At 41.9% G+C, this 25,093-nt stretch carries 22 protein-coding genes, 1 other RNA gene and 1 pseudogene; 12 read left to right on the top strand and 12 right to left on the bottom strand.

Annotation, left to right across the window (positions count from 1 at the left end; translation table 11 throughout):
* The first annotated feature begins 304 nt into the window (after window positions 1–304).
* The gene (locus ES754_RS00625; protein WP_147221113.1) at window positions 305–634 is read left to right on the top strand and encodes a TraR/DksA family transcriptional regulator; all 330 of its coding nucleotides are present in this window, start codon (window positions 305–307) and stop codon (window positions 632–634) included.
* Window positions 635–674: 40 nt separating this feature from the next.
* Here the strand turns inward: ES754_RS00625 and ES754_RS00620 are convergent, their stop codons facing one another.
* Both ES754_RS00620 and ES754_RS00615 read right to left on the bottom strand, forming a co-directional pair.
* On the bottom strand, window positions 675–1,358 hold the full coding sequence (locus ES754_RS00620; protein ID WP_147221111.1) for a thiamine phosphate synthase: 684 nt from the start codon (window positions 1,356–1,358) through the stop codon (window positions 675–677).
* Window positions 1,359–1,451: 93 nt separating this feature from the next.
* Entirely contained in the window at window positions 1,452–2,516 is a 1,065-nt protein-coding gene (locus tag ES754_RS00615; protein WP_147221109.1) for a serine hydrolase, read from the bottom strand.
* 448 nt (window positions 2,517–2,964) lie between these two features.
* On the opposite strand from ES754_RS00615, the gene ES754_RS00610 reads away from it, so the two are divergent.
* From ES754_RS00610 to ES754_RS00600, 3 genes are all read left to right on the top strand, one after another.
* Window positions 2,965–3,600, top strand: a complete 636-nt coding sequence (locus ES754_RS00610; RefSeq protein WP_147221107.1) for a response regulator — start codon at window positions 2,965–2,967, stop codon at window positions 3,598–3,600.
* 43 nt (window positions 3,601–3,643) lie between these two features.
* Window positions 3,644–5,443 (top strand): sensor histidine kinase, encoded by a 1,800-nt coding sequence (locus ES754_RS00605; RefSeq protein ID WP_147221105.1) that lies wholly within the window; start codon window positions 3,644–3,646, stop codon window positions 5,441–5,443.
* 194 nt (window positions 5,444–5,637) lie between these two features.
* Window positions 5,638–7,338, top strand: a complete 1,701-nt coding sequence (locus ES754_RS00600) for a sigma-54-dependent transcriptional regulator (RefSeq protein ID WP_147221103.1) — start codon at window positions 5,638–5,640, stop codon at window positions 7,336–7,338.
* A 50-nt stretch (window positions 7,339–7,388) separates the two neighbouring features.
* Here the strand turns inward: ES754_RS00600 and ES754_RS00595 are convergent, their stop codons facing one another.
* Both ES754_RS00595 and gpmI read right to left on the bottom strand, forming a co-directional pair.
* Window positions 7,389–8,999 (bottom strand): S41 family peptidase, encoded by a 1,611-nt coding sequence (locus ES754_RS00595; protein WP_147221101.1) that lies wholly within the window; start codon window positions 8,997–8,999, stop codon window positions 7,389–7,391.
* A 217-nt stretch (window positions 9,000–9,216) separates the two neighbouring features.
* Window positions 9,217–10,863: a 2,3-bisphosphoglycerate-independent phosphoglycerate mutase gene (gpmI, locus tag ES754_RS00590; protein ID WP_147221099.1), complete on the bottom strand. Its 1,647-nt coding sequence runs from the start codon at window positions 10,861–10,863 to the stop codon at window positions 9,217–9,219.
* A 258-nt stretch (window positions 10,864–11,121) separates the two neighbouring features.
* Here gpmI and ssrS point away from each other — a divergent pair.
* A non-coding RNA gene (gene ssrS / locus ES754_RS00585) (6S RNA) lies at window positions 11,122–11,317 on the top strand.
* Between the two features lie 251 nt (window positions 11,318–11,568).
* Here the strand turns inward: ssrS and ES754_RS00580 are convergent.
* The gene (locus ES754_RS00580; protein ID WP_147221097.1) at window positions 11,569–12,210 is read right to left on the bottom strand and encodes an FxsA family protein; all 642 of its coding nucleotides are present in this window, start codon (window positions 12,208–12,210) and stop codon (window positions 11,569–11,571) included.
* A 129-nt stretch (window positions 12,211–12,339) separates the two neighbouring features.
* On the opposite strand from ES754_RS00580, the gene ruvC reads away from it, so the two are divergent.
* A complete protein-coding gene (gene ruvC, locus ES754_RS00575; RefSeq protein WP_147221095.1) occupies window positions 12,340–12,924 on the top strand; it encodes a crossover junction endodeoxyribonuclease RuvC in 585 nt (194 codons plus the stop codon).
* 123 nt (window positions 12,925–13,047) lie between these two features.
* Here ruvC and ES754_RS00570 read toward each other — a convergent pair whose 3' ends face one another.
* The 5 genes and pseudogenes from ES754_RS00570 to ES754_RS00550 form a co-directional block, all read right to left on the bottom strand.
* The gene (locus ES754_RS00570) at window positions 13,048–13,962 is read right to left on the bottom strand and encodes an META domain-containing protein (protein WP_147221093.1); all 915 of its coding nucleotides are present in this window, start codon (window positions 13,960–13,962) and stop codon (window positions 13,048–13,050) included.
* A gap of 380 nt (window positions 13,963–14,342) precedes the next feature.
* Window positions 14,343–15,005 carry a glutathione S-transferase family protein gene (locus tag ES754_RS00565; RefSeq protein WP_147221091.1) on the bottom strand — a complete coding sequence of 221 codons (663 nt, stop codon included), beginning with the start codon at window positions 15,003–15,005 and terminating at the stop codon, window positions 14,343–14,345.
* Window positions 15,006–15,217: 212 nt separating this feature from the next.
* Window positions 15,218–15,856 (bottom strand): peroxiredoxin, encoded by a 639-nt coding sequence (locus ES754_RS00560; RefSeq protein ID WP_147221089.1) that lies wholly within the window; start codon window positions 15,854–15,856, stop codon window positions 15,218–15,220.
* 248 nt (window positions 15,857–16,104) lie between these two features.
* Window positions 16,105–16,879 (bottom strand): annotated as a pseudogene (locus tag ES754_RS00555) (phospholipase D family protein).
* Window positions 16,880–17,012: 133 nt separating this feature from the next.
* Entirely contained in the window at window positions 17,013–18,752 is a 1,740-nt protein-coding gene (locus ES754_RS00550) for a glutamine--tRNA ligase/YqeY domain fusion protein (RefSeq protein ID WP_147221087.1), read from the bottom strand.
* 251 nt (window positions 18,753–19,003) lie between these two features.
* Here ES754_RS00550 and ES754_RS00545 point away from each other — a divergent pair, with 251 nt between their 5' ends.
* Window positions 19,004–19,516: a peptidylprolyl isomerase gene (locus tag ES754_RS00545; protein WP_147221085.1), complete on the top strand. Its 513-nt coding sequence runs from the start codon at window positions 19,004–19,006 to the stop codon at window positions 19,514–19,516.
* 32 nt (window positions 19,517–19,548) lie between these two features.
* Window positions 19,549–20,406, top strand: coding sequence for a UDP-2,3-diacylglucosamine diphosphatase (locus tag ES754_RS00540; protein WP_147221083.1), 858 nt, complete (start codon window positions 19,549–19,551; stop codon window positions 20,404–20,406).
* A 153-nt stretch (window positions 20,407–20,559) separates the two neighbouring features.
* On the opposite strand, the gene orn is transcribed toward ES754_RS00540, so the two are convergent.
* Window positions 20,560–21,147 carry an oligoribonuclease gene (gene orn / locus ES754_RS00535; RefSeq protein ID WP_147221081.1) on the bottom strand — a complete coding sequence of 196 codons (588 nt, stop codon included), beginning with the start codon at window positions 21,145–21,147 and terminating at the stop codon, window positions 20,560–20,562.
* Window positions 21,148–21,375: 228 nt separating this feature from the next.
* Here orn and rsgA point away from each other — a divergent pair, with 228 nt between their 5' ends.
* From rsgA to secB, 4 genes are all read left to right on the top strand, one after another.
* On the top strand, window positions 21,376–22,479 hold the full coding sequence (rsgA, locus tag ES754_RS00530) for a ribosome small subunit-dependent GTPase A (protein ID WP_147221079.1): 1,104 nt from the start codon (window positions 21,376–21,378) through the stop codon (window positions 22,477–22,479).
* Between the two features lie 195 nt (window positions 22,480–22,674).
* A complete protein-coding gene (locus ES754_RS00525; RefSeq protein ID WP_147221077.1) occupies window positions 22,675–23,133 on the top strand; it encodes a rhodanese-like domain-containing protein in 459 nt (152 codons plus the stop codon).
* Window positions 23,134–23,407: 274 nt separating this feature from the next.
* On the top strand, window positions 23,408–23,671 hold the full coding sequence (gene grxC / locus ES754_RS00520) for a glutaredoxin 3 (protein WP_147221075.1): 264 nt from the start codon (window positions 23,408–23,410) through the stop codon (window positions 23,669–23,671).
* A gap of 153 nt (window positions 23,672–23,824) precedes the next feature.
* Window positions 23,825–24,277: a protein-export chaperone SecB gene (gene secB / locus ES754_RS00515; RefSeq protein WP_147221073.1), complete on the top strand. Its 453-nt coding sequence runs from the start codon at window positions 23,825–23,827 to the stop codon at window positions 24,275–24,277.
* A gap of 85 nt (window positions 24,278–24,362) precedes the next feature.
* On the opposite strand, the gene adk is transcribed toward secB, so the two are convergent.
* Window positions 24,363–25,028 carry an adenylate kinase gene (gene adk, locus ES754_RS00510; protein ID WP_147221071.1) on the bottom strand — a complete coding sequence of 222 codons (666 nt, stop codon included), beginning with the start codon at window positions 25,026–25,028 and terminating at the stop codon, window positions 24,363–24,365.
* Between the last annotated feature and the right edge of the window lie 65 nt (window positions 25,029–25,093).

Raw genomic sequence — 25,093 nt, 5'->3', positions numbered from 1 at the left:
CACTGTTATTTATTAACGATGCGGTTGCTAACGGCACACTCTTATTGATTTATAAAGATTTGGTTATAAAGGTTTGATAGCTTTAGGGCGTGAGTGTAGCATAAGGCAAACTTTTCTAGACTGTTAATCAAACAAAATTTAGCCACTAATTAATAACTGTATTGATAGTCACTACTTGATAGCTACTATAACAAAACCAAAGATCCAGTAACATTTCGTGGTGGTACTAGGCCTGTGCGGCCTTTATTATAGATAAGTAAACAATAATAACTATGTACATCTACTTACCCACTAGGAGAGAATAATGAGCATCGATTTAGGTATTGCCAAACAAAAGCTATTAGCACTTAAAGAAGAATATGAGACCCGTATTGATAAGATAAAATATGATATCCAACATCCGCAAGACGAGCTTAATAAAGATTGGGAAGACCAAGCCATCTCTATCCGTCAAAACGATACACGCCAACTCCTATCAGCAGAAGCACAACAGAACCTTATCTATGTTCAAGATGCGCTAAGCCACATCGAAAACGGTACTTATGGTGAATGTGAAGTATGTGGCGAAGAAATACAAGAACAACGTATGCAAGCCGTCCCTTACGCGACTTTATGTATGGAACATGCTGAGTAATGTCAGCTCAATTACAGGCTACTCAAATCTATTGTAACTACTAAGAAGGGGCGCACCATTCGGTAAGCGCCTGCTGCCATTGCTGACAACGCACAGCTATTTTATCCACGGGAAAATCCATAATATCGCCAACGATTGCAATATAAGCAAGTGTCAACCCTGCCAATTGACCAATATTTTCAGCAGTCAATCCACCAATAACACAAATATCAATTCCATTATCAATACCCAATTGGCAACCAGCAATCAGCTGTTGATGGCTAATAGTGTTCGCATTGGGCTTAGTAGTGGATGCAAAGACCGCACCCATCGCTGCATAATCTGCCCCATCATTTAGTGCTTCTGTGACCAGCTCAATATCGCCATGACAAGTGCGACCAATAATTTGATTGGCTGCCAGTTGTTGTTTAGCGGTACTGATATTGCCATCTTGCTGACCCAGATGAACACCTACCCCAAGCTTAACGGCCAAGTCAATGTCATCATTAATCACTACTTGAGTGTCATATTTATGAGCTAAAGCGACCATTTGCTTTGCTTCATTAAAAAGCTGCTGCTGGCCATTTTTTTGTGATAGAACTTGCTTGCGCCGGATTTGCAACAAGCCTATCATCCCTGTTGCTAAGGCTGCCTCTAACTTAGAATATAGTAGCTCGAACTCATCATCATTGGTAAGTAAGTAGAGTTTAGGGGTTAATAACTTAGGCGCTAAACGTTGAATCATGTTAATCCTTTAGCATAATACAATTAAAAAAAAGAGCTGTTATATCGAATAACAACTCTGTTAATTTATATAAATAAATCCAACTCGCTAAACTTATACTGTCCGGCGCGAGGAGAGACTGTTTAAGATGTTCTTCGCATCACCCCAGCGAGTATCTGAGCTATTAGCACCTAAAATGACAATAATAGCAGGCCTATTATTTACCTTGGTTTCCATGACTACACAACGACCGGCTTCGTTAATAAAGCCTGTTTTTGAGATACCAATCGGATAGTTACCTGAGCGCACTAAGCTACTGGTATTGCTTGCTTTGTAAGTGCGGTTACCACTTGAATAGTTGGCAACAAAGAAGTCGTAGCTTTTAGTGGTAGAAAAGCGGCGAATAACATCATAATTACCTGCTGCACGTACCATTTTGACTAAGTCATTTGAGGAAGCTACATTACGTGCATCAAGACCCGTTGGATCACCGAAGAAAGCAGTCGTCATTCCTAAATCTCTAGCTTTGCGGTTCATTGCACTCATAAATGCACTATAGCCACCTGGATAATTTCGAGCTAAACTTTTTGCTGCTGGATTTTCTGACTTCATCAAGGCCATCAACAATAGCTCAGCACGATTCATGCGATCGCCTGACCTAAGGTTTGAGCTTGCGCGTTTGGGGCCAACAAAGTCTTCCGGATCTAACGTGATTTCTTCACGCATGTCGAGGTTGCCATCTAAAACAACCATAGCCGTCATCAGTTTAGTGATGCTGGCCATTGGGCTTGCTGTATTCGCATTTTTTTCATAGATGGACTCACCAGTCTCCGCATCAATGACCGCCACACTGCGCGAATTGGTGCTGATCGGTATCATATCGCTGCTACCAAAACTGCCGCGATAAGTGGTGTTAAAAGTATTGTTTGCAGTACCAACGCTCTTATTAGCATTGGTAAGCTTAGTCGTACCGTAACCATTATCGACTTTTTTAATACCAGAGCCATTGGACTTCGACATAATATTACGAGCTTCAGATAGACTACTCGCCCCGCCCCAACTCACACGAGCACTGGATTCAGCACCATTGATCGTCAATGCAGCTTGTGCAGCAGTACCTAAGCTTAACGAAATCATGGCAGCAATTAATCGCTGTTTGGTTAATGGTAGATGTTTCATTCTTCCTCCGGCTATGGCTGTAGCATCAACAAAATAAAGCGAGATGCAAGTAACATACGTAGCGATTATGGATGTGTTTATAGAGACGCGTATAGATAAGGATGCGTTTGTAACCACTCGTATAGAGTTTTTGTACTTTTAGTGTATCATGGTTTGCATTCAAATTTAATCTCCTGAACTGGCCACAGCGAATTTTTTTGTATATGGTCAATATTTGCTACACTTGCTTTGGGTTCCGGTAATGTTTATTAACACTAAGCTAATAAATAGGGGTTTTCATAATAGCCTAGTGAAGTTGGTATAAAAGCAGCCAGTGGCAAAAGATTCATCTTATTATTATTGAATATTGTAAACTAAATATCTTCAAACATACTGTAAAATGATTCAGCAGCATAAGGTAAAATCAATGTAATTTCACCTTAATTGAGCAATCGATAAGAGTATAACTATGATTCAAGTATTAGTAGTGGATGATCACGATTTGGTGCGGATGGGCATCAGTCGTATGTTAGCCGATAGCACTGATATTGAAGTGGTAGGTGAAGCGGACAGCGGTGATATGGCGATTAAACTTGCCAAACAGCTGCGTCCTGACGTGGTATTGCTAGATGTTAATATGCCCAATATTGGCGGACTTGAAGCCACCAAGCGTTTGGTACAATTGGATATGGGGATTAAAATCTTAGCCGTCAGTAGTATGGCAACCCAGCCCTATCCATCGATGCTCCTTAAAGCTGGGGCCAATGGTTATATTACTAAAGGCACCCCGCTAGATGAGATGATTCGCGCCATTAAAAAGCTTTATCAAGGTGGTCGTTATTTTAGTAATGATGTTGCTGAACAATTGGTAGGGGTTCTATTGTCAGATAACGCCGGCTCACCGTTTGACTTACTCAGTGATCGTGAAAAGCAAGTAGCAATGCTAGTCGTTAATTGTCAAAGCCCGCAAGAAATTGCAGACCAATTATTTGTCAGTGTCAAAACTATCAATACCTATCGTTATCGCATTTATGAAAAAGTTGGCGTCGATAGTGACGTAAAGTTGACACATATGGCCATTCGTCATGGTTTAATTCAACCTTAGGTTAAACTGGTCATACATTTGGTCGTACTCATTTGGTTGTATTATGAAAACTGCCTCTTCCGCCATTGCCACTGTGATTGATTATTTGCATCAAGGCGATGCGCTGCCCTCTCCGCAGCTCCGCCGGCTTGGGCTGACCTATAGCAGCTATCGGCTAGTCATCAGTATCTTTTTTATATTGATGAGTTACCTCACGATAAAGTCTGATGTCAATGTGTTGTTGCCTACTTTATTACAGCAAACGGCACTTGGTTTTTATTTATTACTAAGCCTCATACTATTCGGACTTTTTTATGTGGTGACCAAGCAGCTACGTCGTCAGCTAGCGTTCGGACTCACACTTGATGTCATCTTTTTAAGTTTGTTGCTCTACACCAATGGGGCACCAGATTTACAGCTGACTATGCTTTATATGGTGGTGGTTGCCGCGAGCTTTATGCTGTTGCATGGCTCCCAAGCCGTCATAATTACTTTATTAGCGATTATTTTTGTTATCTATCAGCAGTTCTTTTATGCTATCGCTAACAGTATGAGTTTGACCAATTTAGGCGATGCCTTATTGATGTCTGTTAGCTTTTTAGCAGTAGGGTTTTTGAGCTGGTCAGTCTCTCAGCGCTTGGTACAGGTCGAAAAAATGGCCGTCAAGCACGCACAAGAGGTTGAGCGCCTTAATACTATCAACCAAGAAGTCATCAGTCAGATGCTAAATGGGGTAATAGTGATTGATCAAGGACATATTGTCTTAGCAAATGCGGCAACCTATCAGTTATTAGGCATCATCAACAAGTTAATAATACCCCATCCACACGCTCAGACACCGCCTAATAGTACTAGCTGGTACATTAGCATTTTTAAACGACAACGCAGAACAGCTGCTAATCAGACAGAAAGGCTATTGATAGCGTTCCAACAGCAAGTACAAAGTCAGCATACTTTACTGCTTGATAGCTGCTCAGCGGTCGGTGTTGGGCAATCGCGCAGCTTTATTTATGAGTTGCCGCCTACTCCCACTGCGTCAGTCATGAATAAGTTGCGTGTCCAAATTATTCCTTTAAAAGATTACAGTCAACTGGTATTACTAGAAGACTTGCGCCGCGAGCAAGCTTCCGCACAACAGCTAAAACTAGCCTCTCTTGGACAATTAACCGCCAGTATCGCACACGAGATTCGTAATCCTTTGGCAGCTATATCGCAAGCCAGCCAGCTGTTGATGGAGGATATTGTTGACAGTGTAGAAGGAAACGATAGCGCATCGGCTCCGACGCTGCATAATGACGATATAGCGGGCAATCACGAATTATACAAAATGATATTTGCCCAGACTAAGCGCGTTAATCGTATTATTGAAGACGTCTTAAAGTTATCACGGCAACAATTGCCCAATCAGCGGCCGATAGCCCTTGCAGATTGGATGCCACAGTTTTTAGACAATTACTTTCGTGGTCAGGACGTATTTTTACAAATCCATTCCCAGCCCATTATCCGCTTTGACACCCATCAGTTAGAACAAGTGTTAATTAATCTCATTAACAATGGCCTGCACTATAGCAGTTACGCCCATCCTCACGCCTATGTTGAGGTCGAAATTCATTGTGCTCAGAACGATGTTATAATTGATGTTTTGGACACTGGTGCCGGCATTGATACTGCCAATTTAGAGCAATTATTCAATCCATTTTTTACAACTGATAAAGCTGGTACAGGATTGGGACTTTATTTATCACAAGCTTTTAGTGAGGCCAATCATGCACGCCTACTATACGTACCCGACCATGAAAAAACTTGCTTTCGCCTAATTATTCCCGTGGTGTCTTGTCCAACAAACCCGAACCCTAAGCAATAAAACACTGGTGAGGCAGTTTGCTATTAAATCATTTATAACACCTATTTTATATGCTCTATATTTCAGTATTGAATGATAGAAGTTATTTATGAAAAATAAGAATTAGTTTTAAACTATAAAATTCGATTTCGAAACATAATAAACTCCGCCATAATTTTGCAAATTGTACCAATTAGACAGATATGAGGTTATGTATGACAGCAACTGCGCTGGTCGTCGATGATGAAGTAGATTTATGCCGATTGATGCAAATAACCCTGACTAAAATGGGTATAAAAAGCGACATCGCTTATACGTTAACCCAAGCCCAAACCTACTGGGAAACCAATCAATATGACTTTTGCTTGACAGATTTAAATCTGCCTGATGGTTCAGGGTTAGAGTTGGTCAAGCAAATTAGTAGTAGCTCCAGCTCCCCAGTCGCTGTTATTACGGCGCATGGTAGTATGGATTTGGCGATTGAGGCGCTTAAGCTCGGCGCCTTTGACTTTGTAAATAAGCCGCTTGAATTGCCACGTCTGCGCCAGTTGGTTGAAAATGCGCTAAAAGTTATTCGACAGGATATGAATGCCGCGCCAAACGGTCGCACGCCTGAGCAGCAGTTGTTGGATAGCCGTCTAATCGGCGACTCTGCCGTAATGCATAGCCTTAAAAATACAGTTTTAAAATTAGCACGCTCGCAAGCACCAGTGTTTTTATCTGGGGCTTCTGGTACGGGTAAAGAAGTAGTTGCTCGACTCATTCACGACCTAAGCCCGCGCCGTGATGGCAGTTTTGTGCCCGTGAACTGCGGGGCGATACCCTCAGAGCTAATGGAATCTGAATTTTTTGGACATAAAAAAGGCAGTTTTACTGGTGCAGTTGCCGACAAGCAAGGGCTGTTTCAACAAGCCAGCGGTGGGACATTATTCTTAGATGAAGTGGCAGACTTACCGCTAGCCATGCAGGTAAAACTGCTGCGCGCCATTCAAGAAAAGAACGTACGGGCTATTGGTGATACCAAAGAGATGCCAGTCGATATACGGATATTATCAGCGACCCATAAAGACTTAAACCAGCTGGTACAACTCGGTACTTTTCGTCAAGATTTATACTACCGTATTAATGTGATTGAGCTCAAATTACCTGCTCTCAACACCCGTTATGATGATATTCCAGCGTTAGCCCAGCACTTCTTAAGATTAATTGCTGAAGAATGGCAGCTGGATATGCCATCACAATTAACTGATGATGCCTATCAGCGTTTGCAGCAGCATGACTTTGCCGGTAACGTGCGCGAGCTGCGCAATATACTTGAGCGCGCGATAACTTTAGCTGAAACCACAGTAATTGACGTGAATCATTTGGGTTTACCCGAAATCAATATTAGTTCGCAAACGCCAGATTTGCATTATTTAAATCATGCTTTAGATAATAATATTTTAAATACCAATGCGACTGTCACTAATAAGAATAGCACCGATGACACACCTGTAAATACTGCTAAATCCGAACAAGTTAATAATATTCAATCAAAAGCTGGAACAGTAGCCAGCCAAACACATACCACTGTTAATTTGCACCCCTATCGCACGAATAACCAACCCTACCCCTCAGCCATTCAGGCGTCTAATCCTATCGGTTTTGGTAAAGACATCAAGCAAAATGATTCTGTTGTTAAAAAGACAGCTCATCACTCTGAAGATGATCTTGTACAATCTCCATTAACGCAGGCTGATAGCGCTGCATTGCCCGCAAAAGGTCTGGAAGCTTATTTACAGGAGCAGGAAAAGCGGCTTATTATCACCGCCTTAAAACAGACCGACTGGAATAAAACTCAAGCGGCTGATTTACTAGGAACCACTTTTCGCTCACTGCGCTATCGTATGAAAAAACTAGACATTGATGAAGACTAATACAGTAATTAATAATTGCTACCAAAACTAAAAATTAGTATTTAAGCTTTTTATTCATTGCTCAAATTATTATCACTGCCTTTTTGCACAAAGCGAATACCCGATGACAGTAATTTTGGGCGTAATATATCAAGTGCCTGTTGCTCCCAACTGCGCTCGTTACCTGTTAGCGTCACATCTGGCTGGACACCAATTTTATCTATTTTTTTGCCAGTGGTAGTTAGGTAATGAGCGACCGTTAATTTTACGGCGTGCTCATCATTAAGCGGTATCACTGACTGTACCGAACCTTTACCATAGCTAAGCTCACCGACGATGATAGCGCGTTTTTGCGTCTGTAAGCTGCTAGTAAGCACTTCAGCCGCCGATGCTGAATAGCGATTTTGTAGAATCACTACAGGCAGTGATTTAAGTACTGGCGTGCCGCGCGTGGCTAAAGTCTGTAGCGGGCTTTGCCGACTTTGGACTTGCACCACCTGAGTATTATCCATAAATAGGCTCGCCACCTCCACCGCTGATGTCAGTACGCCCCCAGGATTATCGCGTACATCAAGTACTATCCCGGAGACAGGCGCATCTAAACGGGTCAAGCTATTTAGGATTTGTTCGCGACTATTATTTTGGAAGGCTGGCAGTTTAATGATGGCAATACCATCGATGAGGCGGGTCTCAATGGTCTGAGAGTGCGTGTTATTACGCTGCAAAGTAGTAGTATGTCTACGCCGACCAGCTTTGGACGTGACAACGTCCACTTGCGACCCTGCAATGCCTGTGAGCAGTTGCTCAATGTCACTACTCTGCTTATCCTCATCAAGCTTAATTTCACCAATTTGGTGCAAATAATCACCAATGGTAATACCCTTTTTATCCGCTGGAGAATTATTAATGACCTCCTTAATTATCCAATAACCCACTGCCGCTTGATACGTTGCTTTTATGCCAATATCGCCCACGTCACCTTGAGTAAAGGCGCGCAGATTCTCATAAGCTTCAGCATCCAAAAACTCAGCATGGCTGTCAAGTTTGGTCAACATTCCACTCATGGCACTATTAAAGAGCTCTTCATCATTCACAGGATTGACATACTCACGGCGTATCAAGTCTACCACGGCGACAAACGTCTTTAATGTTTCAGGAGAAATGGCGTTTAGCGAGACTTGAGCTACCTCATTTGGAATATCAGTATTGATATCGGGTATCCCATTTATGTTGTTAGACGCTTTTACACTCGCATCACTAACAGCATTAATAGCACTAGTATCCGTCCAGTCATCGATGTCATCCATCGCGGCAGCGATATCTGATAAATCATCAGCACCGTTCTCCGCGGTAACCTCATCACTTTTTAAGTTGATAAGTTGCAAACCTGCGGTAGGACTTTTATTCACTTTGGCATTGACTGATTTTTTACTGCTTGTCACTTTATTAGCAGGTTTTGCCTGAATTACAGGAGCTTTATTACTATTTTTTTTATTCGAAGCGCTAGATTTTGGTGCTTTTGAGTTACTGGCGCTACTTGCTGCAAGTGCAGCTTGAGAGTACAGACTTAAGGCCCCCAATATGCCAAACAACCCTACTTTCAATACAGGTTTATGTAACGCTAATTTAATTGCCGTCCATAATTTTGATTGGCGAGAAGCAGTGCGAGCAGATAAACGCATAAAAATACTCATATAAAATAAGGAAAATAATCGTGTTATTATTATAAGGGTATTAACCAATAACATGACAATAAAAACACAATAGCGTTAAATACGCGTGAACGACCAAGCCGGTATAAAAATGGGAACAGCGCAACCTTAGCTCATAAAAAAGGGAAGGATAACCTTTTACCCTTCCCTTACATTAATCATCAGTAAACATAACAATAACGTGCGTCTATGACAATACTGGAACCAGTAAATTCTTACCAGTCATCTCAGCGGGTGGCTTAAGATCCAGTAGCGCTAAAATAGTAGGCGCAACATCACTCAGCTTACCCCCTTCACGCACTTGTACCTTTTTATCGCCAATATAAATCAGTGGCACATGTTCAGTAGTGTGCTGGGTATGTACTTGTCCGCTAATATAATCCTGCATCTGCTCACAGTTGCCATGGTCAGCGGTAATCAACATATCGCCACCAGCAGCACGTACTGCTGTCTCAATACGACCAACGCACACATCTAGCGCTTCAACCGCTTGCACTGCCGCATTAAAGATACCGGTATGCCCAACCATGTCACCATTCGCGTAGTTCACGATTAATACGTCATATTTACCCGATTCAATCGCTGCAACCAGCTTATCAGTGACTTCAGGCGCACTCATCTCGGGTTGCAAATCATAAGTGGCGACATCAGGAGACGGCACTAAGATACGTTCTTCTCCCTCGTATTCCGCCTCTCGGCCGCCACTAAAGAAGAAAGTGACGTGCGCATATTTCTCTGTTTCGGCAATACGCAGTTGGGTTTTTCCTTGATCCTGCAAATATTCTCCCAACGTATTACTAAGGGAGGTTGGGTAATAAGCAATACTGGTTTTAGCACTATCCTCTAAAATATCTGAGTATTTGGTCAGCATCACAAAGGCAGCAAGTTTAGGACGCTTATGACGCGCAAACCCTGAAAACTCATGGTCTGGCAACACGAACGCTTGTGCCAATTGACGGGCGCGATCAGAGCGGAAGTTCATAAAAATAAGAGCGTCATTATCATCAACGGTAAACGGTGTCTCGTCACGGCCAATCACAATAGTAGGATTAATAAATTCATCCGTCTCACGGGCTTTATAAGCCGCTTGTATTGCCCCATCTGCACGCGTTGCTAAGCGATCAGCTTTACCTTCGGTCAGTAGCTCATAGGCTTTTTGTACCCGATCCCAGCGATTGTCACGATCCATCGCATAATAGCGCCCGATAATACTGGCTATCCGAACCCGACCTTCATAGTGCGCATTAAGCTTATCAATATAATCACGTAGTCGATTGATATATTTATCAGCAGACTTAGGCGGCGTGTCGCGCCCATCTAAAAAACAATGAACAAAGACATTCTTCGCCCCGTGGACCAAAGCAGAATGACACATGCCTTCAATATGATCTTGATGGGAGTGAACGCCGCCATCAGACAATAGACCCATGATATGCACGTTACCACCCAGCTCATTTGCCGCCTGTACGGCGCCAACTAACGCCTCATTTTTATAAAAATCACGGTCAGCAAGCTCACTTGAGATACGGGTTGAGTCTTGGTATAGGACACGACCCGCGCCTAGGTTCATATGGCCCACTTCTGAGTTACCGAACTGTCCTTCAGGCAAACCAACATCTTCCCCCGACGCGGATATTAACCCATGTGGATATTGCTCATAAATTTTATCTAAATTTGGCATCTTGGCAGCAGCGATGGCATTGTCTTTTTCATCTTCACGATGTCCAAAACCATCTAATATCATTAACACATGGGGTACTTTTTTATTCTGCTTATTATTAGGCTGAGTCTGATTGTCGTCAATAGACTTTGATTGTTGCTGCGTACTGGTCATAGATTACCGCTCCTCAAGTGAATGAACGCCTATCGTGCATTGTTGAAATTAATTAGAATTGATACGTATCAAGCGCTCTATACTAACACAAATCCTAAAATAGCCTAAAACTCGACATTATTAAGGGTTAAATAAAAGTTTCATTTTCATATAAATTTTAAAACTGGACAATAGTGACTATAAGTAAGAGCATTATTAACAGGACGTATCAATCTGTAAAACAGACTTGCAATCGCTTATTTCATTGGGTAAGATGGTTTTATTCTGGAGTGTTGGCTAGTAGATGTTTATTCCCTGAGCCGATAATGTTATACCTGGATACGCTACCTATTGTCTCATTGTGTATGCCTGCACCGCTTGCGGTGTCTCAGGAAACCTGCAGAGGCAGTGACGTATCCGCCCTGAACTTCACGGTTCATGGGTCACCATCTTACGGCGATACTCCGGTTGTTTTATTCAGTGACTGTCATTCATTATTTAGCAAAAGTGCGATAAGAATGATATCACTAACTACTCTTAGTAAGTAATGACATCCATAGTAGAAAGCCCCTTTTGATTGTCAATCAGAGGGGCTTTTTTATGTCTGCTTATCGCTATTTATGGATTATGGGTTGTTGTTATTTATAAATATATGACGCAGATCACACTGATCTGTCTAGTATGAGCGACTACTCTATTAAATCAATAAAACTTTAAACTGATAAACTATTCATCATTAGCAGACTTAGTAATTTTTTTCACATCTTTAGGGATGTTTTTAGCAGTACCGTCAATCGTTGTATGTTGTTTAAAGACATTACCAAATGGGTTTTGTTGCTGCTTATCAAATGGATTGCTATCACCGAATGGGTTTTGACCACCCATACCACCAGCGCCACCGAACGGGTTTTGTCCGCCCATGCCACCAAATGGATTTTGACCACCGCCCATTTGCCCACCCATCTGCTTAGCCATCATTTCCATCATTTTTTGCTGATTGTTCATGACGTATTTATTGGCCATATCTTTCAGTTTCTTTTGAACCGGTGGCAATACTACCAGTAAGGCGAGTAAATCGCTGATAATACCTGGAATGAGGAGAAGAATACCCGCCACTGCCATAGCAACACTTTTAAGCATAGTTGATTCTTGGGGACGCATCGCAGGGTTCATCATACCGCCTGCTTTCATTTGCTGCGCCATAGGGTTGAGAGCAACCATACCTTTGCGAATGAGCGAGATACCAATAACGGCGGCAATAACAAACCAGCCAAAGACCAACCAGCCACTGATAAACTGGGCCATTAAATACCACAGTAGCATTTCAATAATAAACCAAACGATGGCAATACCGACTATCTGACCCATAAAGTGTCGTCCTATAAAATAATAAAGTAAAATCTGTGCATAAATTAAAACGGTTAACTTATGATGTATATGGGGATGGCTTGCTATACTATCAAACTTGTAAGCTTTTTTTAAGTGATATGGAACACTATGGCAATTATTATTGGGATTGATCCCGGCTCGCGGATGACAGGATATGGCATTATCCAACAAACGGGGGATAAGCTGACTTATATTGATGCCGGTACTATTCGGACAGATACTAAAGAGATGCCAGAACGTCTTAAGCGCATCTTTAATGGCTTAACGCGAATTACGCAGCATCATCTAAAGTATGCTGACGAGCCTATTTATACCGCTATTGAGCAGGTATTTATGGCAGAGAACCCAGACTCAGCGCTGAAACTTGGGCAGGCTCGCGGTGCAGCAATTGCAGCAATGGTCGCTTTAGATTTAGAAGTGTCAGAATATACAGCGCGCCAAATCAAACAAGCGGTTTGCGGGTATGGTGCCGCCGCCAAAGAGCAAGTGCAAGAGATGGTTTGTCGCATTCTGAAGCTTGATGTCGTACCTCAACAAGATGCTGCCGATGGTCTTGCCTGCGCCATTTGTCATGCGCATTCAAGCCACTCTATGACTAAACTATTGCTAAATAGTGGTATGAGCGGACGCGGCGCTACAAAGAAAAAAGGCCGTTGGCGCTTAACGGAAGAAGACTTAAATAACCGACGTTAATTACTTACTCTCTTAAAATTAGAGATTTATAGAATTATTCCACCCATAAAACACGCGCACTTAGACATGTGTTTTTTGTTTTAAGCGCTGATGATTTATTGAATTATAAATCGCATTACGGATTTACTTTGTAGCGGTAGTTTCGATAATAGTATCAAGTACGTAGGCATGATCTTCATCGGTTACATCTGCTGAGTCTTTCTTGCCATCAAGTTTATAACGCTGTAGACGCAGCACTTCGTTATGGTTACCGTCATGTTGGTAACCATCGATATCTCCTGCAAATTCAGTCCACGCGCTTTCACTCGTCTTCACGCCTTGTTCATCATAGGTCACTGACTTGACTTGCAAACATGCCTGCGCGCTGTTATTCACACATGGCTTGGTTGCGGAATCCACTGCCCAAAACACCGTCTCGCCTTTACTATTATATTTTGCTTGCGCTGTCATTCTTCCTTGCCACACTAAAGTGATAGAATCACTGGTCACCTGCGTTAGCATTGGCGTGTCACCGTCTACCAAGTCCAGTTGGCTGTCACCTTCCATCAGGTCATTGAGACGGTTTTCTGCCGCATTAAGATCGCCACATGACATCTTAGTACTCATACTGTCTTCAGTACTGAGCTGGCTGCCCTGTAGCTGATAAGCGGCGCTCATGGTGTTACAGCCAACGCTATAGCTGATAGTAGCCTGTCCTTGGTTTTTATTAAAATTTAAAGTGACTTGGTCTTTTATAGTCGTCAAGGAGGTCAGCGGCTGGTTGGTGCCATCATTCGCGGTGACCAGAGACCAGCGATATTTAGACAGGTTATCAATCATTTGCTGTTCAGGAGTCATGGATGCATCCGCAGTTGCCGTGCTCATTGGGTTGGCATCCTCAGACACTACTGAGTTGCTAGCATCGGTGGTCACATCTGTACGCTCCTTCACCTCAGTATCGGCTGGTGAGGAAGAGTTTTGGCACGCTGTTAGCGCAAAGTTTACCGCCAGTAATATTGGCAACAAAGTGAATTTTAAAGTTGATGTTGATGAGCTCATAGTTAACATACCTACAAAGTTACAGTTTAATCACATCCTTATTGCCAGCCGATTTAGCTATCGAATATCACAACTTCATGATAATGCTCATGTTAAAGGAAGTTGTTAGAATAAAAGTACATAACAACAAATCGAAATAGCTTATATCATACTTGGCAGGTGCGGATTATTTGTCCACTATAACCTTGATATCACTAGATTTTGTAACGAAGTGTTTGGTTTCGTAACCTAAAGTTTTATCATCCAAACACATTTAAATATGCTCCTTCATAATTACTAAAAAACAATCTATCAATACCAGATAGCAAAATGGACAATCCAAAAGGTTGTCCATAAAGTAAAACATAACGCTTGTAAAGGTAATACCTGTTCTATTAATCTTACTCGTTATCCGCTGCTGGCTTAGCTTTTGCCATATTATGAATACTAAAACGCTCATTCATATTTTTATAAAAACGAGCAAGATTCTCACCTTGTTTGTTTGGATTTACTTTTAACACTTTACCGAAATCAAGTCCCAGATAAAGCACAATATCAGCAAAACTTAACTGGTCACCTACTAAGTACTCATGTCCCTCTAAAGCCGCTTCAAAATAAGGCAAGGCTTTAATGGCTCGCTCAATAGACTTAGGAGAAAATTCTGGCACTTGATCAACGCGCTGAGCTTTTGATGGATGGCTATGTTGAAACGCCAGCATAAAGTTATACAACACCTCAAACTCAGCGGTACGGCGCATAGCGCACACTTGTGCCCGCTGAACCACATCATTGCCCATCACTGAACGCTCACCAAAAACGCGGTCGAGATACTCACAAATTGCCTGTGAATCATTAAGAACCGTTCCATCATCCAAAATCATCACTGGCACGGTCTGCATGGGATTAATTTTAGTAAAGGCTTCGGTCATATGCTCATTACTGGCAATATCAATATCTACCACATCAAGGTCGTCCATATCATCGATATCGATACCCTTTGAAGCCAATAAAATTAAGGCTTTACGTGGATTAGGGGCAGTACGGCTTACATATAATGTTTTCATAGCAAACTCCTTGTAAGAAACAGCAAACAGCTTTTCAGTGCTGACAGGTTTCATGTTATTTTAATTAAAACGACTATTGCTTAGAAAATTCAGATGAGAGCAAGCTTTATTATAATAGCAAAAGTCCATCGACGCTTGTAAAGAGAATAGTGAAAAGCCCTACAACTTTAAGTTATAGGGCTTTTATTCTAAACCTGCTATTTAATTCTTAATTATTTATTTGGCGCAGGCGTCGTACGTAGATACGGCTTAATTTCTGTATGGCCTTTAGGATAATTGGCTGCGATGTCTTCATTCTTCACACTTGGCGGAATGATAACATCATCACCATCTTGCCAATCTACTGGCGTGGCAATATTATACTCATCCGATAATTGCAGCGCATCAATAACACGGAGAATTTCATCAAAGTTACGACCACAGCTCGCAGGATAAGTCAGAATTAGGCGTATTTTTTTCTTTGGATCAATAATGAATACGCTTCTAACCGTAGCAGTCGTACTTGCATTGGGATGCATCATGTCATACAGATTAGCGATTTCTTTATTAGGATCAGCAATGATTGGGAAGTTTAAATCCGTACCTTGCGTCTCACCAATGTCTTTTGCCCACGCGTGATGCTCCTCTAAGCCATCAACTGAAATACAAATTGGCTTAACATTACGCTTTTGGAATTCGCCATTTAGGGCGGCAGCACGACCAAGCTCAGTAGTACACACAGGGGTAAAATCTGCTGGATGCGAGAAGAAAACCACCCACTTATCCCCTGCCCAATCATAAAAGTTGATATCACCATCTGTGGTGCTAGCGTCAAAATTCGGTGCGCTATCGCCTAAACGTAAATGTGCCATGATTGTGTCCTTATTTCTCGAGATTTATGCGCTGATAACAAATTTATATTTGCCTCAGCGCGCGGTATTATTATAATTGATGTAGGAATTTTAAAGATTACGATTACCACATCGTTAAAAACTCATTTTATCTTAACAAACTGGTTATGAATGTCTTGTGACGGATTGTAATGCGCTTATTCCATTTGTAGATAAGTAAGCCAAATGGCTGTTGAGGAATTTTACATTGATTGTGATAAAAAACCCTCTTAAATCACCATTCCCGAATCCCATATACAAAACTCTCCGAACCGTCCGCGCTTACTGGTGCCACCCGCTGCACTACCGGTATCAGTCAGTACCAACTCGCCCTCTTTTTCCTCTAGATAACCCATCTCCAGCAATCTATCGTTCAGCTCTTGGGTTTTGATTCCCAACTCTTTAGCGAGCTTCGCCGTCGTCAGTTTAGAGTAGCTAGGTTTTGCACTATCTTCTGCTGCTTTGGAAACAGAAGGTACGACTGTATTCACAGTCTTATTATTAGAATTATTGACATCGGCCGTTGGCGTTGGCATAATTTTTTCAAACGACATCCGTACTTCATCACTGATACGGATGATACGTTGGGCTTCATCATAGGTATCAGCATACAGCTTCGTATCTTCATTACGATAGATAAGCACGCCCATCTCATTATTATTCACTTGGCTAAACTCGTACAGGTTTAGGCTGGTAATAATGCATTCATTTTCATTAAGATAGCATTTAGCGTGTAGATTTTTACAAAAGCTAGTACGAATAAAGGTGAGGTTCTTAAGCCAGTTAATCTCTTCTGGCTGCAAGTCATTTTTACCATAAACAATCCGAATATCAATTTTTAACCGGTTGCGGTCTTCTAACAACTCCTTAATACGGTCATTGAGTTTGAGAAATACGGTCATTGAGTTTGAGATAGGGGCTAATAATAATCAGACGGTCAGATGCGTTTTTAATCAACTCCTCTAGATGATAGGTCGTGCCACTACTATTTAAAAATTTTGCCATACGTATGTCCTCAATGTTTACTGTTAAAAATTTATTATTTATTATAAAAATGCCCACCCCTAGCGTACTAGAAATGGGCAAGCTTGCAAACTACTATTGTTCAGTATGGTTGCACGACCTCAATACTTATAGATTAGGCCGGTTTATAACTGTCACGTAGGCTTACGATTTGGTTAAATACTGGTTTCTCGCTGCTATGTTCAATCTCATCAGCTATAAAATAGCCTTCACGTTCGAACTGAAAGCGCGTGCCAGCATTAGCATTGGCAAGCGACGGCTCAACCACTGCAGACAGCTCAGTCAATGAATTAGGATTGAGTGCGGCATGGACATCGCTGACGCTACTTGGATCCTCAACACTAAACAGTGATTCATATAAACGCACGGTAGCTGGGACACCTTGGCTAGCAGATACCCAATGGATAACGCCTTTAACCTTACGGCCTTCAGGGTTATTACCTAAAGTAGCGGGGTCAATAGTTGCTTTTAGCTCAATGACATTGCCTGCATCATTTAACACATGCTCAGAGACAGCCAATACATAAGTATTGCGCAGACGAATCTCTGGTTTTTCTGGTGATAAACGCTTATAGTCAGCTGGTGGCTCAATTTCGTAATCGCCTTGGTCAATATATAGCGTTTCAGTGAATGGAATTTCACGCTCGCCCATATCGACGTTCGGATGATTAGGCTGGGTTAGCCATAAGGTTTGGGCGGTATCATCCCAACGGGCAGTAACACTATCGGCTTTTTGAGATTCCCAACTACTGACGGCTTCGCTAAAGTTAGTAATGGTTACTTTTAATGGTTTAAGCACTGCCATACCACGAGCGGTCGTGTCATCTAATGACTGACGAATACTAAACTCTAGCAGGCGCATATCGACCACACCATCGGCCTTGGCGACACCAACGCGATGGCAGAAGTCACGTAACCCTTCAGGGGTATAACCACGGCGACGCATACCAGCAACGGTAGGCATACGCGGGTCATCCCAACCATCAACGATACCTTCATCAACCAATTGCTTAAGTTTGCGTTTACTGGTCAAGGTATGGTCAACGTTTAAACGTGAGAACTCGTACTGATGTGGCGGTTGCTCAAAGCCAATTTTATTCACAATCCAATCATAAAATGGACGATGGTCTTCAAACTCTAAGGTACACAACGAATGGGTAATGCCTTCAATGGCATCAGATAAAGGGTGAGCATAATCATACATCGGATAGATACACCATTTATCACCGGTTTGATGATGCTCTTGATGCATGACGCGATAAATAATCGGGTCGCGCATGTTCATATTAGGGTCAGCCATATCAATCTTGGCACGCAATACGGCTTTACCTTCGGCATATTTGCCGTTCTTCATATCTGCAAACAGTTGTAAGTTATCGGCAACACTGGCATCACGTTGCGGAGAGGCGGTACCGGCTTCTTTATATGAGCCACGATTGTCTTTAATTTGCTCAGGCGTTTGCATATCAACATAAGCTTCGCCTTGCTCAATCAGCTGCACTGCCCAGGTATAGAGCTGGTCAAAGTAGCTAGAGGCATGTAGTGCCTCGCCTGCCCACTCAAAACCCAGCCAATGGACGTCTTTTTTGATATTATCGATATAGTCTTGCTTTTCAGCTGTGGGGTTGGTGTCGTCATAGCGCAAATGGCAGATACCATCGAACTCTTCAGCAACGCCAAAGTTCAGGCAGATAGACTTCACGTGCCCAAGATGCAGATAGCCATTAGGCTCTGGTGGAAAACGCGTGACAATTTGCTTATATTTTTGCGCTTTGACATCTTCACGAATCATATTACGAATAAAGTCATTTTTTTGTTCCACTTTTTGTTCAATATTACTCGAGTTGTCACTCATGGGGCATTGCTCCTAGCGCAAGTTATCAGGTTATGGTGCGTGCGATCACGCCTCATAAAAATTCAGAAGGGAATAATCAATAATTACTAAAGAAATATACTAAGAAAAGTTAAAATTGCCTTATTCTATCAGGTTTCACAAACGCATTAACAGCCTGATACATGACAGGCGACAAAAAAGTCGTTAGACTAACCACACCATCAACTCACCACAGTGCTATTTTAGGTGCTGCAATTAGAAAGGAATATAATATGGTAGATATGCCAGTAGTAGAACTTGACACCACTATGGGTGCGATCGTTATCGAACTTAACGAAGAAAAAGCCCCAAAAACCGTAGAAAACTTTTTAAACTATGTAAAATCTGGCCATTATGACGGCACTATCTTTCATCGCATCATTGATGGCTTTATGATTCAAGGCGGCGGTATGGACGCTGAGATGAAAGAAAAAGGCACCAATGCACCGGTTGAAAACGAAGCTGATAACGGTTTGAAAAATGACGCTGGTACCCTTGCTATGGCGCGTACCAACGACCCGCATTCAGCAACGAGCCAGTTCTTTGTGAACGTAAAAGACAATGACTTCTTAAACCATACTGGTAAAAACGCCCAAGGTTGGGGTTATACCGTCTTTGGTAAAGTCACAAGCGGTATGGATGTGATTGAAAAAATGAAAGGTGTCCCTACTGGTCGCTTCGGTATGCATGCTGATGTGCCAAAAACGCCAGTTATCATCAACTCAGCGAAGATTATTTCTGAGTAAGCGCCTTATATAAACTACTAGGATTATGATAAATGCAAAGTTTCGACCATCTGATTACCACCCGCCCTCATGAGGTGCGGCAAGTATTGATTAGCGACTTGCATTTATCACCTGAAGAGCCTGCCTTAGTGCAGGCTTTTTTGGCCTTGCTTGATGACTGTCTTGCCCTACCTGCCCTTAAGCGCTTATTCATTCTAGGGGATTGGTTTGAGGTGTGGCTAGGGGATGACGCTTATTTATCACTATCAGAGATTGAACAACAGACACATTGGTTAACCCCACTGATGATGAAGTTAAAACAACTGCGTGTTGATGGTTGTGAAGTATTAGTGATGCATGGCAACCGTGATTTTTTATTAGGTCAGCCTTTCTGTAATGTATTCGGTGGTGAGCTGATTTATGAGCCTTATACCTTACATATTGGACAGCAGCGGTATCGTTTAGAGCATGGCGATGCCCTCTGTACCGATGATAAAAAATATCAGTTCTTTCGCAAAATAATGCGCAACAGAGTAACCCAGTGGTATCTGCTCAATAAATCATTAGAAAAACGCTTGGCCATTGCCGAGAATATAAGGCAAAAAAGTAAAGAAAAAAATACTACTAAAGCCGCTCATATTATGGATGTGAATGAAGGCGCGGTGAATTACGCCCTTTATACCTTTGACGCGCTGCTACATGGTCATACGCATCGTCCTGAGATTCATCGCAGCTCTGATGGCAGAAGCCGCTACGTGCTTGGTGATTGGCGCCTGCTCGATAAAGACACACGCCAGCCTAAAGTTAGCGCTGTTATTGGTGCCATTACGACAGATATCGATACAGATATTGACAGCAATACTAATAATGCCGGATTTGGATTATTTGAATTTAAGTTTTTGCCAAGATAGCTTTAAGCTAGTGTAGGGTTACAAACTTTATAAGACTGCAAAACTTAGTAACGTTTATTAAATAACTTTCTTAAAAAAGACGTTAAAAAAAAGGGTTTGTTGACTAGTCAACAAACCCTTTTTTTAATACTACATTTATCGAACGGCTTAAACTTAAGGTAGCAAATTAAAAAAGTGCTGACGATAATGCCTAAGCTCGCGAATAGAGTCGCGGATATCATCTAACGCTAAATGGCTACCACCCTTCTCAAAGTTTTTAAGAATATCAGGGCGCCAGCGAAAGCATAGCTCTTTGATGGAGGACACATCAAGGTTGCGATAATGAAAAAATCTCTCTAATTCTGGCATTTGTCGCGCCATAAAACGGCGGTCTTGGCAAATAGAATTACCGCACATAGGCGACTTACCGCTGTCCACCCATTTATTCAAAAACTTAATAGTTTCGGCTTCTGCTTCCGCTAAAGTAACCGTACTACGGCGCACCCGATCTACTAAACCTGACTGCCCGTGTTGCTTGGTATTCCAATCATCCATACCGTTTAACTTACGATCAGATACTTTGATAGCAAAAACTGGGCCTTCTGCTAAGACATTTAAGTCTTCATCGGTCACGACAGTAGCAATCTCGATAATCTCATCATTTAAGGTATCAAGTCCGGTCATTTCTAAGTCAATCCATACCAGCCCTTTTTTACCTTGGTTTTTAATTCTAATCTTATTGGGATGGTCGCTGGTACTCATAAGCTATCCTATATTTAATATGCTTAATCAATAGTTATTAATAAATGGTTGTTAATAAATAGTTATTAGCAAATACCATGGGGTACAAATAATAGTTTAAATTGCCCGCATATGATTTGCATTGTACCTAAAACGTTACAAAATCACTGGCTGTCATAGGCGCTTTAGGCTGTATGTTAGCAAATTTTCACGCTACACTTAGCAATATTTTTTAATAGGTCACCCTTCATGGCATTAATTCGGCAACGCAGACTGACCAAACAGCAGATTCGTCGCATTGATAAACAGCAGTTATCCAATCAAGACAGCATAGATGAAAGCTTGATGGATGGCGTGGTCATGGCGCACTATGGTAAGCAGTTGGAAGTACAAGTCACTAGCTTGCCAGCCGTTATCCCTGTTCAACCCGCATTTGCACCCGATGACCCTGAACCGTTTTGGCAAGAGCTCGCATTGGGTGATATTTGGCGCTGCCACGTGCGTACTAACCTACCGATGTTAGCTGCAGGTGATAATGTACGCTGGAATGCCGATTCCAATACTGGATTTGGCCGTATAGAATCCGTAAAGCCGCGCACCTCTTTAGTTTCACGCCCCGATCGCTATCATAAACTCAAGCCCGTCGCCGCTAATGTTGATATTCTAGCGATTGTCTTTGCGCCCTTACCTGCCGCTGCGCCTACTTTGATTGACCGTTATTTAGTGGTTTGTCATCATGCTGGAGTGAAGCCATTGCTGGTACTTAATAAAGCAGATCTGTTGGCAGAAAATGATGACGCTGATACTAACAAGCTACTAACCCAATATGCAGCGCTTGGTTATGACAGCGTATTAACTTCAGTTGATTGTCCTGAAAACGTCGCCGCTAGCAATGATCAGCAAGGACTTGGCGAACTTAAACGTTATATCGATACTAAGCTGGTCATCTTCGCTGGTCAATCAGGCGTGGGGAAAAGCAGCTTAATCAATGCGCTACTGCCCGAATCAGCGCAGAGCGTTAATATCATCTCTGATAACTCAAAACTTGGTCAGCACACCACCACTACCAGCCGCTTATTACCGTTTAATCCAGAAGACTTAACCCAAGGCGGCATTGTCGATACCCCAGGGATACGTGAATATGGTATCTGGCATTTAACCCCTGACGATATTATCTCAGGCTTCGTTGAGCTGGCACCTTTATCTGGCAACTGTCAGTTCCGCGATTGTCGTCATACCCATAACAGTAAAGGATGTGCGCTATGGCAAGCGGTCGCTGACGGTGAAGTACTACAGCGCCGTGTTGAGAATTTGGTTACCTTACAAATCGAGGCTGATACTAAGCCTTATTAATGCTGAACTTTACTGACAACGAGCATTATTAAAACTAAGTTTTGCTAATAACAGTATTAGTAACGCCAATCGTTATAACAGAAGCTTGGCGATGACACGTTTACTATAGACCTTCTTAGCGGTATAATAGCGCCTTGTTCAATGTTAGATTGCGGATAGCGCCTAACAGAGCACCTATTTTTTTGGAGGTATGGTTTGGATCGTGCGCTTGAATTTGTGGGTCACCACCCATTTTTATTTGGTATATTAGCGGTACTTATCGTACTGTTCTTTGCCATTGAAAATAAACGTAGCGGCAGAAAAGTGTCGCCAAACACCTTAGGCATGATGGTTAACTCTCAGAACGCGCAACTTATTGATATTCGCGCCAAAAAGAAGTTTTCCACCGGCTATATTCAAGGCAGTCGCAATATTCCTTTTACTGAGCTCAAAGAGCGCCTAGAAGAGATACGCGCTATTGAGCATCCTGTCATTATTATTTGTGATATGGGCGTACAAGCTGGCGCTGCGATACAGATGATAGGTAAAGACAGTGTCTATCGTTTAGATGGCGGGATTGGCGGTTGGCAAGCAGGCGGTATGCCTCTAGTTGGATTAAAAGACGTTCAGGCTAAACAAACTAAAGGCAAAAACAAACCTAGTTTGCTTAAGTAGTCTAGGATATTGTAAAAAATAACTAGCGATAAATAGCCCATAAAAAAAGATACGATATAAACTAGTATCTTTTTCTATGGGCTATTTTTTTAGGATACTCATCATACTTATCTGATATTCCAGCTGAGAGAACTTGAATTCATGGCATCCATCCCCATTTTATAATGAGCGCAATCAAATATAGGCTTGTGCTTAACTTGATTGCAGCCAACCATAGCACCTCTTATAATACCAATATTGCATGATAAACTCATAAATTAACTAAGGATCGATAATGACTGTCTCTGTTAAAGTCTATACTACCCCTATTTGCCCATACTGCTCAAACGCTAAACAACTCCTCAAATCTAAAGGCGTTGAATATGAAGAAATTGGCATGCATGATATGAGCAGCGATGATCGCCGTGCGCTAATGCAAAAAACCAATAACTATCGCACTGTGCCACAAATCTTTGTCGGCGATACTTTTGTTGGTGGTTTTGATGAGCTTAATCAGATGAATCAACAAGGCAAACTTGACGAGCTATTAGCTGGTTAATCCGCTACCCTACCTTTATTAAGATGCTACTTATATTTATAGTGGTATCTTTTAATAAAGATTTAGCTGGGTGAGAATTTATTACTATTGAATTATAATTCAGAGTAGAATTACATTTTCTCAACATTTGACTAATTTATTATAGGAATTATCATGGCTGACGAACAGGCACAACCACAACTAGCGCTAGAACGCATTTATGTCAAAGACATGTCACTTGAAGTACCAGGCGCAGAGGTATTCACCAAAGAGTGGAATCCTGAGCTGGATATCAATTTATCAAGCAATGCTGATAAGCTTGATGACGGCCATTATCAAGTGATTTTGACTGTTAGTGTAACTGCTAAAAATGCTGAAGAAGCGGCATTTATCGCTGAGGTTCATCAGGCGGGCATCTTCTTATTAAAAGATATTCCTGAAGATCAAATCGGTCAAATCTTAGGTGCTTACTGCCCTAACGTGTTGTTCCCTTATGCACGTGAAGTAATCAGCGACATCGTTACTCGTGGTAGCTTCCCGCAGTTATTACTAGCTCCCGTTAACTTTGATCAAGCTTATGCTCAGAGCCAACAACAAGCACAAATAGATGCTGAAGGTAATGCATAAGTATGAAGTTAAAAGCTTCTACACTATTCAATAAAAAATCCTGCTAATAAGCAGGATTTTTTTGTTCAACTAAACGTTATTTAGCTTAACCTTTTAGCGCAGATAATATTTGCTGTTTAACCTCATCAATACCTTGCGTACCATCAAATTTATCATAATCAGGCGCAGTTTTAGCATTACTATCATCTTTAGCTTTGTCTTGGTAAAAACCAACCAAGGCTTCAGTTTGCTGATGATAAGTCGCCAAACGCTCACGAATGGTAGACTCTTTATCATCCTCACGCTGGATAAGGGCTTCACCCGTGACATCATCAATGCCGTCTTCTTTAGGTGGATTATGGTCAATATGATAGACACGACCTGAGCCTGCATGCTGGCGACGACCAGACAAACGCTTAACGATTTCGTCATCAGGCACACTGATTTCAACCACATGATTAATAACTACATCAGCATCGGCAAGGGCTTGCGCTTGTGGAATAGTACGCGGGAAACCGTCAAAAATGCAGCCATTAGCACAGTCAGGCTTAGTGATACGCTCTTTTACTAGGTTAATAATTAAGTCGTCAGAGACCAGACCTCCAGCGTTCATGATACCTTGGGCTTGTTTACCAAGCTCAGTGCCTTCTTTAATTGCAGCACGCAGCATATCGCCAGTCGAGATTTGCGGAATATCGTATTCTTTAGAGATGAATTGGGCTTGGGTACCTTTACCGGCACCTGGTGGACCTAGCAAAATAATACGCATCATTGTACGACTCTCCTCAATAGAAAATGTTCAAAATAAATAGGACTTAAGGGCAATTATTTAGACCT

The sequence above is a fragment of the Psychrobacter frigidicola genome, from assembly GCF_007997305.1.
Taxonomy (GTDB): domain Bacteria; phylum Pseudomonadota; class Gammaproteobacteria; order Pseudomonadales; family Moraxellaceae; genus Psychrobacter; species Psychrobacter frigidicola.
This window is presented reverse-complemented; position numbering and strand designations above follow the sequence as displayed.